Below are 16,936 nucleotides of genomic sequence, written 5' to 3' on the forward strand. Positions count from 1 at the left end.
GAAGAATTTAACTATCCCGATGGATGCGTGATGCGTGATGCGTGGCCGAGTTACGGATCACGCATCACGCATCACGACGGGACGATTAAAAAGATCCGTTTCCCTTATTGAAGAGGTGCGATGGCACGACCGGATCGAACGCACAACACAGGACGGGCGGCCATGATCATCGGGATCGCAGTGATAGTTATCACCCTAGCGCAGTGTGGTGACGCAGCCCGGCCAGCGACACCGGCCCCAGCCGCCCCGCCGACACCCTCGCCCATCCCGACCCCGACCATCGCCGCCACCTTCGTAGAGCGCCAGGGGAGCACCCTCACCCTCGCCGCACAGCCATTCCGCTTCGCTGGCAGCAATATCTACTGGCTCGGCCTCGATGAGAATGTCGGCGGGGTCGATTACCCGAGCCCCTTCCGGGTGAGCGACGCCCTCGCAACCGCCCGCGAGATGGGCGCAACGGTTGTGCGCACGCACGCTGTCATCTCTGCTGGCTGCCCACGCTGCATCAAGCCTACCCTCAACAGCATCAATGAGCAGGCCCTCGTCCACGTCGATTATGCCATCGCGGCGGCGCAAACCTACGGCCTGCGGCTGATCATGCCGCTGGTGGATAACTACAACTACTATCACGGCGGCACTGGCACCTTCGCCCGCTGGCGCGACAAGCCCAACGAGGCCTTCTACACCGACCCCGAGGTGATCGCAGACTTCAAGGAATATGTCGCGCTCATCCTGAACCGGGTCAACACCTATACCGGCGTGGCATACAAAGACGACCCAACGATCATGGCCTGGGAGACTGGCAATGAGATCCGCCCGCCGACATCGTGGACGCGCGAGATCGCCAGCTACATCAAGCAGATCGCCCCGAGGCAGCTCATCATCGACGGCAACGTGCGAGTCGATGAGGCGGCCCTGTCGATCCCTGCGGTCGATATCTACACCCTGCACTTTTACCCGATGGATCGCAGCAGGCTCGCTGCGGTCGCCCTACAGGTCGCCATCGCCGACAAGGCATTCTTCGTGGGCGAGTTCGACTGGAGCAACACCAAGGGCGGCGACAGCCTCGAGAGCTTCCTCAGGGTGATCGAGGAAACCCCTACGATCGCTGGCGATATGTACTGGGCGCTCTTCGGCCATCTCGACGATCATGGGTATGTCAATAGTAATGGTGGCTATAAGCTGCACTACCCCGGCGAGACCGAGGAGATGCGCCGGCGCGCCCGGCTGCTGCGCGATCACGCCTATGTCATGCGCGGAGTCGCACCGCCCGCCAGCGGCATCCCTGTCGCGCCGCTGATCACGGAGCTGGGTGAGCGCATCGCCTGGCGCGGCGTGGCCGGCGCCGACACCTACAGCATTGAGCGGGCGACGGCCGGGCCAGATGGGCCGTGGCAGGTGATCTGCGACCGCTGTGCCACCGACTACGACACCCCCTGGTCCGGACTGCCGCCGGCCAATGGCCCCGCCTGGTATCGGGTCAGGGCCTATAACCTCGATGGGGTCGCTGGGCCGTACTCGGTAGCGCAGGAGGCGCCCACGCCCTAAGAGCTTCCTCAGAAGATCGAGCGTGTGGATCTCGCTGGGGCTCTATGGTGTGCCGTCAGGACGCAGCGCGCTGCGTCCTGACGCAGATGCCCGGGGTTTTGTCGAGCCCGTCTCCCAACCTGCCAGCATAGCTCGGACGGAGTACTAGCCAGAGCGACACGCCAGGAGCCAGCGATGCTGGCTCCTGGCGTGTCGCTCTGGCGCATGTCGGGGCGTGGAGTCGCGTATGATAACATTGGCCAGGATGACGTTTTCTTAACCAGATTTAAATTTTTTGTCATCTCCGCGAGGCACATCATGAGACATCACACCCCGCTCATATGGGCTATGCTCACCGTCACGCTGCTAAGCCTCAGCATCTCACAGCCCAACCAGGCCGCCACAACCTACCGCGTCAACCTGCCCATCGTCATCAGCACAGGCTCCGGGCCAGACCTCTACTGGGGCGCCGCCGTAAAAGGGCCGCCCTATGACATGAGCAAGCTGGACGCCTTCGAGGCCAACGTGGGCAAGAAGGTGTCGATCTTCCACTGGACGCACTCATGGGTGGAGCAGGGCGCCTACCGCGGCTTCCTAAAGGGCGAGTTTAACGCCATCCGCGCCCACGGGTCGCTCCCGATGATGACCTGGACCACCGACGCGCAGGGCCAGGGGATCAGCCAGCCCGACTTCCAGCTGCGCGCCATCTACGAGGGCAAGCACGACGCCTTCATCCGCCAGTGGGCCACCGACGCAAAGAGCTGGGGCCACCCGCTCTTCTTGCGGCTCAACCACGAGATGAATGGCTGGTGGTACGTCTGGAGCGAGCAGGCCAACGACAATCAGCCCGGCGACTTTGTAAAGGCGTGGCGCCACATCCACGATATCTTCACCCAGGTTGGCGTGACGAACGTTACCTGGGTCTGGTGCCTAAACGCCACTGGATACGGTCGACTCACGCCGGCGGCCTCGCTCTACCCTGGCGACGACTACGTCGACTGGGTGGCCCTGGACGGCTACAACTTCGGCGCCGACGGGGTCGACGGCTGGCTGACGGCGGAGCAGATCTTTCGCCCGCTGTACGACGAGCTGGCCCGCATCGCGCCGAGCAAGCCGGTGATGATCGCCGAGGTGGCCTCGGCAGAGAATGGCGGCCCGATCGGTCGGCCGGGGTCGAAGGCGGCCTGGATCGCCGCCTCGCTCGCCGGCATGCCCGCACAGTTCCCGAAGGTGCGGGCGCTGCTCTGGTTCAACCAGGACGGCGGCGCGGGCAAGTACGAGTGGCCGATCGAGAGCTCTACGCAGGCGGCGCGGGCATTCGCCGGCGAGATCGCGTCGAGCCGCTACGCCGCCAATCTGTTTGGCGACGCCGGCCCGACGACGATCGCGCCCCTGCGGCCGTAGCCTACAGCAGCACCACCTTCGCGCGCAGCGCCTCGGGCAGCCCCCGCGTCGCGTTGCGCGTGTCCACCACCGCCGGGGCCAGCTCGACGATCCGCGCGTAGGGGAAGGCGCTGTGGTTGGTGATGATCACCGCGCAGTCGCAGCCGGCCAGCAGCGCGTCGTCGAGCGGCGTCGTCGCGAAGACCTGCCCCTGATGCGACTCGAAGCGCGTCACGTGGGGGTCGCAGGCAATCACCTCGGCCCCATCCTCGATCAGCAGATCCATCACCTTAAAGGCCGGCGACTCGCGGTAGTCGTCCACATCGGGCTTATAGGCCACGCCCAGCAGCAGCACCCGCGAGCCGTTGAGCGCCTTGCGCTGCCGGTTGAGCGCCCGCACCACCAGATCGTGGACGTGGCGCGGCATCTGCGTGTTGATCTCGCCGGCCAGCTCGATGAAGCGGGTGGTCAGATCATACTCGCGGGCCTTCCAGGTCAGGTAGAACGGGTCGATCGGGATGCAGTGGCCGCCGAGGCCGGGGCCGGGGGTGAACTTCATAAAGCCGTAGGGCTTAGATGCGGCGGCATCGACCACCTCCCACACATCCAGGCCCATGCGGTCGCAGAGCAGGGCCAGCTCGTTCACCAGGGCGATGTTCACCGCCCGAAAGATGTTCTCGAAGAGCTTGGTGATCTCGGCGACCGCCGGCGACGATACCGGCACCACGCGGCTGGTGATCTGGCCGTAGAAGGCGCTGGTCAGCTCGGTGCAGGCCGGCGTCGTCCCGCCGACCACCTTCGGCGTGTTCTCCACGCCCCAGCCCTTGCTGTTGGTCTGGCCGGGGTCGATCCGCTCGGGCGAGAAGGCCAGGAAGATCTCTTGGCCGACAGTGAGCCCGCCGGCCTCAAGCCGCGGCTGCACCACCTCGCGGGTGGTGCCGGGGTAGGTGGTGCTCTCCAGGATGACCAGCTGGCCGGGGCGCAGGCTGGCGGCGATCGCGTCGATGGCCGACACGATGAAGCTCAGGTCAGGGTCGCGGGTCTGGTTCAGCGGGGTGGGGACACAGATCACCAGCAGGTCGCACTCGGCCATGCGGGCGGTGTCGGTGGTGGCCTCAATCCGGCCATCGGCGCGCAGGCGGGCCATCACCTCGCCCGGCACATCGCCGATATAGCTCTCGCCACGGTTCAGCACCGCAGCCCGCTCGGCGCTCACATCGAAGCCGATCACCGGGAAGCCCAGCCCGGCGGTGCGGGCGGCCAGCGGCAGGCCAACATACCCCATCCCGATCACGCCGACGCGGGCGCTGCGCTCAGTGATCATGCGCCGCAGGTCGTTCATAGCATCCATTATGTCTCTATCCTTCAGCGAAACATGCAGCATATCGCGCCAAGGATAGCACAGGTTCCTCTACCCGATAAAAGACAGGGCTGGTGCTTCGCACCAGCCCTGTCTTTTATCGGGGGTGGCTTCGCCACCCCCAAACCCCCGCCTGGCGGCGGTTTTGCATCAGCCCTGAGATAAGAGCAGGCGGCAGGCAGCGCGTTGCGCTGCCTGCCGCCTGCTCTTATCGAGGAACCGCCAGCGCCTGGCCGGTCTCCGCCGACGTGATCGCCGCGAAGGTCAGCCCAATACTGCCGAGGTTCTCGCGCCCGCTGGAGGGCGGCGTCTCCCCGCTGCGGATGGCGTGGGCGAACGCCGCCATCGAGCCGGCCCGATCCCAGTGGGCCATGTCGGGCAGGCGCACGCGGCGGGCCCGCGCGCCGCGCCGGCGCACCGTGACCTCCTCGCCCTCCGGCGTGTTGGCGTCATCGCGGCTCGTCCAGCTGATCACCCCCTCCGCGCACTCGATCTGCCACTCGCCGGCCCACAGCGTCTTCGACGCCGGGCTGACCCAGCTGCCCTGGTAGCTCACCACCGCCCCGCCGTCGAAGGTGATCGTGGCCGAGGCCGCCGCCGGCTCGGCGAAGTTGCTCCAGGCCGGGTTCCAGGCGTGGCAGCTCACCGCCGTCGGCTCCTGGCCCAGCACGAAGCGCATCAGGTCGAAGTGGTGGATCGACATATCGAGCAGCAGCGGGTGGCGCAGGCTGAAGTGCGAATGCCCGGGCTCGCGGCCGTTGGCGTCGCGGCGGAACTGCAGGCTCACCGCGCCCACCGGGCCGAGCTCGCCGCCGCGCACCAGGGCGGCGGCCGCCTGCGCGGCCGGGAAGAATCGGTAGTTCTGGCTGACCATCAGCGCCAGGCCGGCGGCCTCGGCCTGGGCCACCAGCCGCGCGGCCTCGGCGACCGACGGCGCGAAGGGCTTCTCCACCAGCACGTGCTTGCCCGCCGCGAGGGCGGCCTCGGCCACCGGGACGTGGCCGCCGAGCGCCGCCGTCACCAGAACCGCCTCGGCGTCCGTCGCCGCCAGGGCCGCATCTAGCGTGGCGAAGCAGCGCTCGGCGGGGGCGCCGCCCTCCTGCTGGAGCAGCCGCAGCATCTCGGGCGCAATATCGACATAGGCTGCCACCTCGACCAGCTCGGGCCGGCCGGCCAGCATCTTCGCCCAGTCGCGGCCCCAGCCGCCCATCCCAACCTGCACGATCCGTATCGGTGTCATGGTCTCCCCTCGTAAACGTCCTCTTGCCCCTCCAGATGATACCCCATGTACGGGCGCAGCAGGCGCTTTGCGCCTGCTGCGCCCGTACTAGCCCCAGCTCCCCCGTGGTATCATAGAGAAACCCCGCAGCGAGAGTAACGAAAGGTAGCCCCCCATGGCATACGCCGCCCTGATCGGCGCCGAGGTGAAGCGCAAAGAAGACCCGCGGCTCATCCGCGGCGCCGGCTCCTATGTCGGCGACCTGAAGCTCCCCGGCATGCTCCACGTGGCCTTGGTGCGCAGCCCCTACCCCCACGCCCGCGTCGGCGCGATCGACCGCGCCGCCGCCGAGGCCATGCCCGGCGTGGTAGCCGTGATCACCGGCGAGGACCTGCGGGCCAGCTACGGGCTGCTGCCCAGCGCCAGCTCCGGCGAGGGCGGCGGCGGCGCCGTGCAGACGGCCCGCACCCGCTACCCGCTCTCGGTGGGGGTCGTGCGCCACGCCGGCGAGGCCGTCGCCGCCGTGGTCGCCGCCAGCATGCCCGAGGCGATCGACGCCGCCGAGGCCGTCCAGGTGGACTGGGAGCCCCTGCCCAGCGTGGCCGACCCGCGGCGCGCCCTGGAGCCCGACGCCCCGATCCTCTTTGAGGGCATGGCCAATAACATCGACCACTCGCGCAGGCGGGCCAAGGGTGACGCCGACGCCGCCTTCGCCGCGGCCCACCGCGTCGTCAGGCAGCGCATGGTTAACCAGCGCCTCTTCGGCATGCCCATGGAGGGCCGGGCCGTGGCCGCCGCCCCCGACGCCGCCACCGGCGGCTTCACCCTCTGGACGAGCACCCAGACCCCGCACCAGGTGCGCGGTGAGGTCGCCGCCGTCCTGCGCATGCACGAGAGCCAGGTGCGCGTGATCGCCCCCGACGTGGGCGGCGGCTTCGGCGTGAAGATCGGCGTCTACCCCGAGGAGGCGCTGATCCCGGCCCTGGCCATGCGCCTGGGCGCGCCGGTGCGCTGGGTCGAGAGCCGCCTGGAGCACGTCTTCGCCACCACCCACGGCCGCGACCAGGTGACGGACATGGAGGCCGCCGTCGAAGCCGACGGCACGATCAGCGCCCTGCGCATGCGCGTACTGGCCAACATCGGCGCCTACCCGCTGGCCCCCGGCCTGCCCGACCTGACCACCGCCATGGCCACGGGCGTCTACAAGATTCCGGTGGTCGACCTTGAGACAACCTGCGTCTACACCAACACCACCCCGGTGGCCGCCTACCGCGGGGCCGGCCGCCCCGAGGCCGCCTACTATATCGAGCGCATGATCGACCTGGTGGCCGCCGAGCTCGACCTCGACCCGGCCCAGGTGCGCCGCGTCAACTTCGTCCCGCCCGACGCCTTCCCCTACAAGACGGCCACCGGCCTGAACTACGACAGCGGAGAGTACGACAAGGCGCTCACCAAGGCCCTGGAGATCTCCGGCTACGCGGGGCTGCGCGCCGAGCAGGCGGCAAGGAGGGGACAGGGGACAGGGGACAGGGGACAGCCCGAAGGTGCTGGTGCGGATCCTGTTCCCTCTCCCCTGTCCCCTGTCCCCTTGCTCGGCATCGGCATCGCTTGCTACGTCGAGATGTGCGGCTTCGGCCCCTACGAGAGCGCCCAGATCAAGGTCGAGCCCAGCGGCAGCGTCACCGTGACCACCGGGATCTCGCCGCACGGCCAGGGCACCGGCACCACCTTCGCCCAGATCGTCGCCGACCAGATCGGCGCCGACTTCGAGCGGATCGTCTTCAAGTCCGGCGACACGGCCACCACGCCGATGGGCGTGGGCACCATGGGCTCGCGCTCGCTGGCCGTGGGCGGCGGTGCGCTGGCCCGCGCGGCCACCCGCCTGCGCGACAAGCTGCGCAAGATCGCCGCCTACATGCTTGAGGCCAACGAGGCCGACGTCGAGCTGATCGAGGGCAGCTACCAGGTGCGCGGCGCCCCCGACGCCAGCCTGACCCTGTCCCAGCTCGCCAAGCGCGCCTACAGCAGCAAGCTGCCCGACGACATCGACAGCGGCCTGGAGGAGACCGACTTCTTCCGCCCGGCCGACCTGATCTACCCCTTCGGCGCGCACGTCGCCGTGGTCGAGGTGGAGCCGGACACCGGCGTGGTGCGGGTGCGCAGCTACTTCTCGGTGGACGACTGCGGCCCGCGGATCAGCCCCATAATCGTGGCCGGGCAGGTCCACGGCGGCCTGGCCCAGGGCATCGCCCAGGCCCTGCTGGAGGAGGTCGTCTACGACGAGAGCGGCCAGCTGATCACCGGCTCGCTGATGGACTACGCCCTGCCCAAGGCCAGCTTCTTCCCGGCCTTCACCCTCGACCAGACCGTCACGCCCACCCCGCTCAACCCGCTGGGGGTCAAGGGCATCGGTGAGGCGGCCACCGTCGGCTCCACGCCGGCGATCGCCAACGCGGTGGTGGACGCCCTGCGCCACGCCGGGGTGCGCCACATCGACATCCCCATGCGCTCGGAGAAGGTCTGGCGGGCGATCAACGCGAAGTAGGGACGAAGCATTCCGTTCTGGCGCTACGCGCCAGAACGGAATGCTTCGTCCCTACGGTGCCCCCACCACCCCCGCGATCGCCGCAAGCAGCTCGGCTGCGGTGAAGGGCTTGGCCAGCAGGGGCCGGCCCGCCTCAGCCAAGAAGGCCCGCGTCATCGCGCTGCTCGTGTCCCCGCTGATAAACAGAAAGTGCGCCGCTGCCTCGGGGCGAATCGCCGCCACCAGGCGGTAGAGCTGCTCGCCGCTCAGCTCGGGCATCCTCAGGTCACAGAGCACCAGATCGAAGGTCTCCGACACGATCAGCCGTAGCGCCTCCGCGCCGCCGCTGGCCAGCACCAGATCATTCTGATCGCCCAGGGTGCGCCGGATCACCGCCCGCACCACCGGGTCATCGTCCACCGAGAGGATGCGCAGACCGATGTGCCGCGCCGCCGGCGGCGCGGGTGTCGCCGGCGCGGGCGCCGGGGCGTGCGGCATGGCGCGGAGCGGCAGATCGATGGTAAACTCCGCGCCCGCGCCAGGCTCAGAGGCGACCCTGATCGCACCGCCGTGATGCTGGATGATCTCCGCGCAGATGCTCAGGCCCAGGCCAGTGCCCTGGCCGGGCGGGCGGGTGGTGAAGAAGGGCTCGAAGATCCGCCCGATCACCGCGGGCGCGATGCCCGGGCCGTTATCGCGCACGCTGAGCAGCAGCCGGGCCGGCGCGCCCTCGCCGCCCTCCCGCCAGGTGCGGAGCGTCAGCTGGCGCGGCGGCTGGCGCTGGCGCAGGGCGTGCTGCGCGTTCACGAGCAGGTTGAGCAGCACCTGGCTCAGCTGCCCGCCGTCGCCCCAGAGCAGCGGCAGATCCGGGTGCAGGTCGGTCTGCACCTCGATCATATCGAGGGTGTAGTCGCCGCGCTTGAGGGTGAGCGCCTGCTCAGCGATCTGGCTCAGGCTCACCGGCATCTCGCCGCTCTTCTGCTGGCGGGCGAAGATCTGCAGGTTGCGCACGATCGCCCGCACCCGCTCGGCGCCCGCCCGCACCTGGCCGAGCATCTCTTGGCTGTCGAGGCTCATCTCGGCCTCAGCCAGAAAGTCGCTGTAGCCGATCACCGCCGTGAGCGGGTTGTTGATCTCGTGGGCGATGTTGGCGATGAATCGGCCGAGCCCGGCCAGCTTCTCCGACTCGACCAGCCTCGTGTTCGCCTGATGCAGCCGCTCGATCAGCAGCGCCTGCTCCAGCAGCGCGCCGGCATGCTCGGCCAGCAGCAGCGCCAGCGCCTCGGCCTCGGGCGGGAAGGGGGCCGGGTCGTGCAGGTTGTCGAGCGTGAGCGTGCCATAGAACGCCCCGCCGAGCATGATCGCCGTCACCATCGAGCGCCGGATCGCAGCCACGTGGCCGTGCTCCAGCATGATCTGATAGGCCTCCGCGCCCAGGAAGGCCTGATCCAGCTCGGTAAGATTACAGATCTGGATGACCCGATCGCCGTGAAACAGTGCGTCGCAGACATTGTCGGCAGGAAAGCTCACTGCGCGCAGCTGATCCAGGTCGTAGCCGAAGGCCACCCGGTAGCACATCACGTCGCCCTCCAGCACCATCAGGCTGCCGCGCTGGGCGCCCGGCACATAGGCGATGGCGGTGTCAAGGATGGCCTGGAGCAGGCTATCGAGGGGTCGCGGCGTGCGCAGCATCTGGTAGAGGTCGATCAGGGCGAGCAGGAGCTGCTGGCTCGTGGCGGCGGTGTGCTTGCGGTAGCGTGAGCGGCGGCGTGATCGCATAGCGAAAGAGCCCTAAGTACGATATGTGGCCGGAGCCTCACTATAGCATAGGATGCGGCGGGCGTAGCGGGTGTGACGTAAACTCTTGCATGCGGGCCTGCGGCTGAAGCCGCGCCGGGGGGGGCCTGCGGCCGCCCGCCCGCCTTCGCGGGCGGTTCCGGCGTCGGCGCAGGCCGACGCTCGGCGCGCAGCGCCCCGGCGACGCGGTTTTAGCCGCCCGCCAGAGCACCGCTGCAAGACTATACGCCGCACCCGGGCGTAGCGGGGGCAGGTATAATAGCGGACAAATGAACAGGAGGTGTCAATGGACGATATCGTCATTGTGGGCACGGCCCGCACGCCGATCGGCAAGTTCAACGGGGCGTTTGCCGGCCTGACCGCCACCCAGCTCGGCGCGGAGGCCGTGCGCGCCGCCGTTGAGCGCGCCGGGGTCGACCCAGCCAGCGTGAGCGAGTGCATCATGGGCAACGTGGTGGGCGCCGGCCTCGGCCAGGCCCCCGCCCGCCAGGCCGCCATCGGCGCCGGCCTGCCTGACAGCGTCGGCGCCCTGACGATCAATAAGGTCTGCGGCAGCGGCATGAAGGCGGCCATGATCGGCGCCGCGATGATCCGCGGCGGCGACGCCGAGGTGATCGCCGCCGGCGGCATGGAGAGCATGAGCCGCGCGCCCTACCTGCTGCCCGAGGCCCGCCACGGCTACCGCCTCGGCGGCGGCGAGCTGGTGGACGCGCTGGTCCACGACGGGCTCTGGTGCCCCTTCGAGCACCACCACATGGGCAGCTCGGCCGAGTGGATCGCCCAGAGCCACCACGTCACCCGCGAGCAGCAGGACGCCTTCGCCCTCCAGTCGCAGCAGCGCGCCATCGCCGCGATCGACGCCGGGCGCCTGCGCGATGAGATCGCCCCGGTGTCCGCGCCCGGCCCGAGGGGCCAGCGCGCCCTGGTGGACACCGACGAGGGGCCGCGCCGCGACACGAACATGGATGCCCTGGCCCGGCTCCGGCCGGCCTTCGCCGCCGACGGCACCGTCACCGCCGGCAACGCCCCCGGGATCACCGACGGCGCGGCGGCCCTGGTGCTGATGGGCGCGTCACGCGCGGCCGCCCTCGGCCTGACGCCCCTGGCCCGCATCGTCGGCTACGCCCAGGCCGCCGTGAGGCCGCTGGAGCTGTTCACCGCTCCGGCCTTCGCCGTGGCGCGGCTCTTGCAGCACACCGGCACCAGCATCGACAACTACGACCTATTCGAGATCAACGAGGCCTTCGCCGCCCAGGTGGTGGCCAACGCGCGCGCCCTCGACATCGACCCCGACCGGCTCAACGTCAACGGCGGGGCGATCGCCCTCGGCCACCCGATCGGGGCCAGCGGCGCCCGCGTGATCGTCACCCTCATCCACGCACTGCGCCAGCGCGGCGGGCGCCGCGGCCTCGCCGCCCTCTGCCTCGGCGGCGGCGAGGCCGTCGCGATGGCGATCGAGCTGGCGTAGCAGGATGTAGCAGCCACTCCACTGTAAGGGCGCAGCAGCGCGGCGCTGCTGCGCCCTTACGACTAGCAGGTGCAATGACAGCATCTCAGACACACACATCCCTCACTCGCTTCGCATGGCTCTCGATCGCCGCGGCGGTCGTCACGATCGGCCTGAAGGCCGGGGCCTACCTGATCACCGGCTCGGTCGGCCTGCTCTCCGACGCCCTGGAGTCGGTCGTCAACCTGGTGGCGGCGATCGTCGCCCTGGTGGTGCTCACCGTGGCCGCCCGCCCGCCCGACGAGGATCACGCCTACGGCCACGGCAAGGCCGAGTACTTCTCCAGTGGTGTCGAGGGCTCCCTGATCCTGGTGGCGGCCGCCAGCATCGCCTACGCCGCCGTCGGCCGCCTGCTCAACCCGCAGCCGATCGAGGGGGTCGGGCTAGGCCTGGCGATCTCGGTGAGCGCCTCGGCGATCAACTTCGCCGTGGCCCGCGTGCTCATGCGGGCCGGCCGCCACTACCACTCGATCACCCTGGAGGCCGACTCGCACCACCTGATGACCGATGTCTGGACATCGGCGGGCGTGATCGTCGGCGTGGCCCTGGTGGCGCTCACCGGCTGGGAGCTGCTCGACCCGGTCATCGCCCTGATCGTGGCCGCCAACATTGTCTGGACGGGCGCGCGCATCCTCCAGCGCTCGGCCCTCGGCCTGCTCGACACCGCCCTGCCCGCCGCAGAGCGCCAGCATGTGCTCGCCATCCTCAACCGCTACGCCGAGGCCGAGGGCATCCAGTACCACGCCCTGCGCACCCGCGAGGCCGCATCCCGCCGCTTCGTCTCCGTCCACATCCTCGTGCCCGGCTCCTGGAGCGTGCTGCGCGGCCACCACCTGCTCGAGCAGATCGAGCAGGAGGTGCGCGCCGCCCTGCCCAACACCACGATCTTCACCCACCTGGAGCCGATCGAGGACCCGGCATCCTTCGACGACCAGACCCTCGACCGGGTGCGGTGATGATTGCAGATTGTAGATTGCTGATTGCAGATTGCGCTCCGGACATCCCGACAATCTGCAATCTGCAATCTGCAATCTACAATCCCTACCCCTCGCCCCGGGCGATGTACGAGAGCACCAGGCTCCGCACGTCGCCGAGCAGATCCTCGTGGCTGTACGAGCCCTTCTGGAGCACCTTCTCCACATAGCCGTTCAGGCGCATCCGGTCGGTCGCGCTCAGATCCATCGCTGTCAGGACAACGATCGGGATGCTGCGCCAGAGGGCCGTCGAGCGCAGGGCGCTGATCACCTCGAAGCCGTCCATCTTCGGCATCATCAGGTCGAGCAGGATCAGGTCGGGCCGGCGCTCGGCCACCCGGCCCAGGGCCACCTCGCCGTTGTCGGCCTCGGCCACCTGCCAGCCCTCGCGCTCCAGCATGCGCCGCAGCATCTCGCGGGTGCCCGGGTCGTCCTCCACCACCAGGATGTTCGAGGCGGCCGCGACGGACGGCCGGTGCGACTCCACCACGCGCAGCAGGCGCTCGCGGTCCACCGGCTTCATGAGGTAGTCGTCCGCGCCCAGGGCGAAGCCGCGCTGCCGGTCGTCCACCATCGTCATCATGATCACCGGCACGTCGTGCAGATCGGGGTCGGCCTTGATCTTGGCCAGGACAGCCCAGCCGTCCAGCTCCGGCATCATCACGTCCAGCGTGATCACCGCCGGCCGGGCCGCGCGGGCCATGGCCAGCCCCTCTGCGCCGCCGCTCGCCAGCATCACCTGGATGCCCTCGCGCGCCAGAGTGCGCCGGATCAGCTCGCGGGCCTCGGGGTCGTCGTCGATCACCAGCACCGCCGCCTGCGTCAGCGCCGCCGGCCCGACGCCGCCCGCATCGACGCCGGCATCGTGCGCCGGCACGATCGGCAGCCCCAGCGGCAGCGTCACCCGGAAGGTGGAGCCCTCGCCGGGCACGCTCGTCACCGCGATGTCGCCGCCCATCATCTGGCAGAAGCGCCGGCTGATCGCCAGGCCCAGCCCGGTGCCGCCGTACCTGCGCGTCGTGCTCGCGTCGGCCTGGCTGAACTCCCTGAACAGCCCGTCCATCTGATCCGCGCTCATGCCGATGCCGGTGTCGATCACCTCGAACACAATTGCAGATTGCAGATTGTAGATTGCAGATTGCGCCGCGCTCAAGCCCGATTCTGCAATCTGCAATCTGCAATCTGCAATCAAACTGACGCGCAGCGTCACCGTGCCGCCCTCGGTGAACTTGCTGGCGTTCGAGAGCAGGTTCAGCAGCACCTGGCGCACCTTGGTCACATCGGCGTTGAGGATATCGACCGCCGGGTCCTGCGCGATCACCAGGAGGTTGTGGTTGCGCTCCACCATGGGCGCGATCGTGGCCGCCACCTCATCGACCAGGCTGCGCACCGTGAATCGCTCGTAGTAGAGGTCCATGCGCCCGGCCTCGATCTTCGAGAGGTCGAGGATGTTGTTGATCAGCTCCAGCAGGTGCTTGCCGGCGGTGCGGATCTTCTCCAGGTCGGGCACCAGATCCTCGCTGCCGGTCTCCTCGGCCTCCTCGCGCAGCATCTCGCTGTAGCCGATGATCGCGTTGAGCGGGGTGCGCAGCTCGTGGCTCATGTTGGCCAGGAAGGTGCTCTTGGCCCGGTTGGCCGCCTCGGCGGCCTCCTTGGCCTGGATCAGCTCGGCCTCGGCCCGCTTGCGCTCGGTGATGTCGCGGAAGGTGCCAGTGAAGAAGGGCTCCTTGCCCAGCCGGGCCTCGGTGAACTGGGCCTCGACCGGGAAGGTGCTGCCGTCAGCCCGCCGCCCGGTGATCTCGCGCCGCGCCGCGGTGGCCGCCGTCTCGCCGATCAGCGCCGTCGCCGCCAGGGCCGAGATCGCCCCGCCCGCGATGTCGCCGAGCAGCACCGGCGCCGGCTGGCCCGCCAGCTGCGCCTCGCGGTAGCCGAAGATCGCCTCGGCCGCCGGGTTCACCGTGCTGATCTGCAGCCCCTGCCGGCTAAAGGTCACGATGCCGTCCATCGCCGTCTGCACGATCGTCTCGGTGCGCGCCACCGCCCGCTCCAGGGTCTCCATCACGCTGTTGTAGCGCGTCGCGATCTGGCCGACCTCGGTGAAGGGGTCCGCCGGCACGCGCAGGCTCAGGTCGCCCGTGCGCGACTGGCGGTCCATCACCATAAACAGATCGAGCATGTCGGTCGTGGCGCCGTGCTCCGACACATTCAGCCCGATCTCCTCGTCCTCGGGGCTGGCCCGCAGCGGGAAGACCCGGTCGATCAGGCGCAGGGCCAGGTAGGTGATGCCGAAAGTCCACACGCCGCAGACCAGGATGCCGAGCAGCTGCACGCCGACCTGCGAGAGGAACGAGAGCCCGGTGTTCAGCCGGCCCGGCTCGCCGAAGAGGCCGACCGCCAGGGTGCCCCAGATCCCGGCCGCCAGGTGGACCGGGATGGCGCCCACGGCGTCGTCGATCCGCCAGCGGATGAGCAGATAGTCGCAGGCCAGCATGAGCAGGCCGCCGATGCCGCCGATGATCACCGCGCTGAGCGAGGAGACGACGTGGGCGTTGGCGGTGACGGCGACCAGCCCGGCCAGGGCGCCGTTGAGCGCCAGGTCGACCTCGGCCCGGCCGCGCACGCGCCAGCCGGCCACCAGGGTGAAGATCAGCCCGGCCGACCCGCCCAGGACGGTGTTGATCAGCACGCCCGGCACGCGGCCGTCCATGCCCAGGGTGCTGCCGCCGTTAAATCCGAACCAGCCGAACCAGAGCAGGAGCGTGCCGAGGGTGGCCAGGGGGATGTCGGCGCCCTGCATGCGCTGGGGCGGCCCGCCCTTGGGGAAGCGGCCGATGCGCGGGCCGATCACCAGCAGCGCCGCCAGCGAGGTCCACCCGCCGAAGCTATGCACCACCGACGAGCCGGCGAAGTCCACGAAGCCCATGCTGTTCAGCCAGCCGGCCGGCCGCCCGTCGACGCCCAGGTTCCAGACCCAGTGGCCGAAGATCGGGTAGGTGAAGCCGGCGATCAGCACCATGATGATCAGGTAGGAGGCGAAGCGCATGCGCTCGGCCACCGCGCCGGCCAGGATGGTCGCCGCCGTGCCGCAGAACATCACCTGGAAGAAGAAGTAGGCGGCGGCCCAGGGCTGCTGCCGGCCGAGGTCGAGGGCCATCCCGCTCGACCCGAAGAGGCCGCCCCGGCTCAGGCCGAACATCAGCCCGTAGCCGATCAGCCAGTAGACCAGCGTCGAGACCCCGAAGTCCGAGAGGTTCTTCATCGCGACGTTGATGTTGTTCTTGCGCCGCGTGACCCCCGCCTCCAGGCACATAAAGCCGGCCTGCATCATAAAGACGAGCCCGGCACAGATGACCAGCCACATGATGTCCGTCGCCGACTTCGTCACAGCCAGACCCTCCGCGCGCTCAGCGTCAACCCATCAGCTTTAGGCATAAGCATAACACGCAATACCGCAGAAGGAACGCTGCGCGACGCCGCCCGCCGGGGGCTGAAGCCCCCGGCTCAATCTACGAAGGCCGCTGAAGCGGCCTCGGACAGGCCGCTTCAGCGGCCTTCGTAGCCGGGCGACTCAGGGTGACAGCGTTCCTTCTGCGCTACTGCCATAACACTATCCTGGCGGCTCTGAAGCCGCAGTCCCCTCAGGGCAAACCTCTGGTAAAATGGTGCGATATGATGGGCGACGACGTATTTGATCGAACGGCGATACTGGCCGATCTTCGCACAGCAACGCTGCCGCGCGCGGTGCGCTCCTACGCGCAGGTCGGCTCGACGATGGACGTGGCACGCCAGTTGCTACCATCGCTCGCAGACGACGATCTGCCGCTGCTGGTGCTGGCCGACGAGCAGACGAGCGGGCGCGGGCGGCGCGGGCGGGTCTGGGTGGCCCCCCCCGGCAGCGCCCTGCTGCTCTCGCTGGCCCTCAGGCCGGCATGGCTGGCCCCCGAGCGGGCGATCAGCATGGTCTGGATGGCCGCGGTCGCCCTCTGCGACGCGGTGGCCGAGCAGACCGGGATGGCGGCCGCGCTGAAGTGGCCGAACGACCTGCTGCTGCCGACTTCCGCCGGCGGCCACGCCAAGGCGGCGGGCATCCTGCTGGAGGCCAGCGGCGGCCAGGCGATCGACTGGGTGATCATCGGCATGGGCCTGAACGTGAGCGCGGCGCCGCCGCCCGAGGCCACGCCCTACCCGGCCACCAGCCTGAGCGCGGCGGCCGGGCGGCCCGTGGATCGCCTGGCCGTGCTGCGCGCCCTGCTGCGCCACCTGGACACCTGGCACGCCAGGCTGATCGCCGGCGAGGATCTGGCCCTGTTCACGGCCTGGCGCGGGCGGCTCCACACGCTCGGGCAGACGATCACGGTGCAGGCGCCGCAGGGGCCGATCACTGGACTGGCCGAGTCGGTCGATCCGAGCGGAGCGCTCCTCCTGCGCGATCAGGCCGGGGCGCTGCACACCATCACCACAGGCGATGTCGGAATGTAGGGGCGACACATGTGGCCGCCCGGTGGCCGCCCGGTGGCCGCGCTCACCCCCCTCTCACCCTCATCTCATCGCCGCCACCGTTGGCCTCTGACAACCTGTGGTATAGTAAAGGGCATCAAAATCTTGAATAACCGGAGAGATGGAGGTATGCCGTTCTCTCGTAGGC

General features: G+C 69.2%; 10 protein-coding genes. 6 read left to right on the plus strand and 4 right to left on the minus strand.

The window, feature by feature from the left end; genetic code table 11:
• The first annotated feature begins 162 nt into the window (after positions 1-162).
• Both K2Z83_RS01270 and K2Z83_RS01275 read left to right on the plus strand, forming a co-directional pair.
• The gene (locus K2Z83_RS01270; protein ID WP_220593369.1) at positions 163-1,548 is read left to right on the plus strand and encodes a cellulase family glycosylhydrolase; all 1,386 of its coding nucleotides are present in this window, start codon (positions 163-165) and stop codon (positions 1,546-1,548) included.
• A gap of 297 nt (positions 1,549-1,845) precedes the next feature.
• On the plus strand, positions 1,846-2,931 hold the full coding sequence (locus tag K2Z83_RS01275; RefSeq protein WP_220593370.1) for a glycoside hydrolase family 26 protein: 1,086 nt from the start codon (positions 1,846-1,848) through the stop codon (positions 2,929-2,931).
• Position 2,932: 1 nt separating this feature from the next.
• On the opposite strand, the gene K2Z83_RS01280 is transcribed toward K2Z83_RS01275, so the two are convergent.
• Together K2Z83_RS01280 and K2Z83_RS01285 are read right to left on the minus strand one after the other, a co-directional pair.
• Positions 2,933-4,261 (minus strand): nucleotide sugar dehydrogenase, encoded by a 1,329-nt coding sequence (locus tag K2Z83_RS01280; protein ID WP_255603089.1) that lies wholly within the window; start codon positions 4,259-4,261, stop codon positions 2,933-2,935.
• A 217-nt stretch (positions 4,262-4,478) separates the two neighbouring features.
• Positions 4,479-5,510 carry a Gfo/Idh/MocA family protein gene (locus tag K2Z83_RS01285; RefSeq protein WP_220593371.1) on the minus strand — a complete coding sequence of 344 codons (1,032 nt, stop codon included), beginning with the start codon at positions 5,508-5,510 and terminating at the stop codon, positions 4,479-4,481.
• A gap of 154 nt (positions 5,511-5,664) precedes the next feature.
• Here K2Z83_RS01285 and K2Z83_RS01290 point away from each other — a divergent pair, with 154 nt between their 5' ends.
• Complete coding sequence (locus K2Z83_RS01290; protein ID WP_220593372.1) at positions 5,665-8,034, plus strand: xanthine dehydrogenase family protein molybdopterin-binding subunit; 2,370 nt, start codon at positions 5,665-5,667, stop codon at positions 8,032-8,034.
• Positions 8,035-8,085: 51 nt separating this feature from the next.
• Here K2Z83_RS01290 and K2Z83_RS01295 read toward each other — a convergent pair whose 3' ends face one another.
• The gene (locus K2Z83_RS01295; protein ID WP_220593373.1) at positions 8,086-9,792 is read right to left on the minus strand and encodes an ATP-binding protein; all 1,707 of its coding nucleotides are present in this window, start codon (positions 9,790-9,792) and stop codon (positions 8,086-8,088) included.
• Positions 9,793-10,096: 304 nt separating this feature from the next.
• On the opposite strand from K2Z83_RS01295, the gene K2Z83_RS01300 reads away from it, so the two are divergent.
• Complete coding sequence (locus K2Z83_RS01300) at positions 10,097-11,278, plus strand: acetyl-CoA C-acetyltransferase (RefSeq protein ID WP_220593374.1); 1,182 nt, start codon at positions 10,097-10,099, stop codon at positions 11,276-11,278.
• Between the two features lie 74 nt (positions 11,279-11,352).
• Positions 11,353-12,273 carry a cation diffusion facilitator family transporter gene (locus K2Z83_RS01305; RefSeq protein WP_220593375.1) on the plus strand — a complete coding sequence of 307 codons (921 nt, stop codon included), beginning with the start codon at positions 11,353-11,355 and terminating at the stop codon, positions 12,271-12,273.
• Between the two features lie 85 nt (positions 12,274-12,358).
• On the opposite strand, the gene amt is transcribed toward K2Z83_RS01305, so the two are convergent.
• Positions 12,359-15,676, minus strand: coding sequence for an ammonium transporter (gene amt / locus K2Z83_RS01310; RefSeq protein WP_220593376.1), 3,318 nt, complete (start codon positions 15,674-15,676; stop codon positions 12,359-12,361).
• Positions 15,677-15,960: 284 nt separating this feature from the next.
• Here amt and K2Z83_RS01315 point away from each other — a divergent pair, with 284 nt between their 5' ends.
• Positions 15,961-16,770, plus strand: coding sequence for a biotin--[acetyl-CoA-carboxylase] ligase (locus tag K2Z83_RS01315; protein ID WP_255603090.1), 810 nt, complete (start codon positions 15,961-15,963; stop codon positions 16,768-16,770).
• The last annotated feature ends 166 nt before the right edge of the window (positions 16,771-16,936 follow it).

It is taken from the genome of Oscillochloris sp. ZM17-4 (assembly GCF_019599295.1).
GTDB lineage: Bacteria > Chloroflexota > Chloroflexia > Chloroflexales > Chloroflexaceae > Oscillochloris.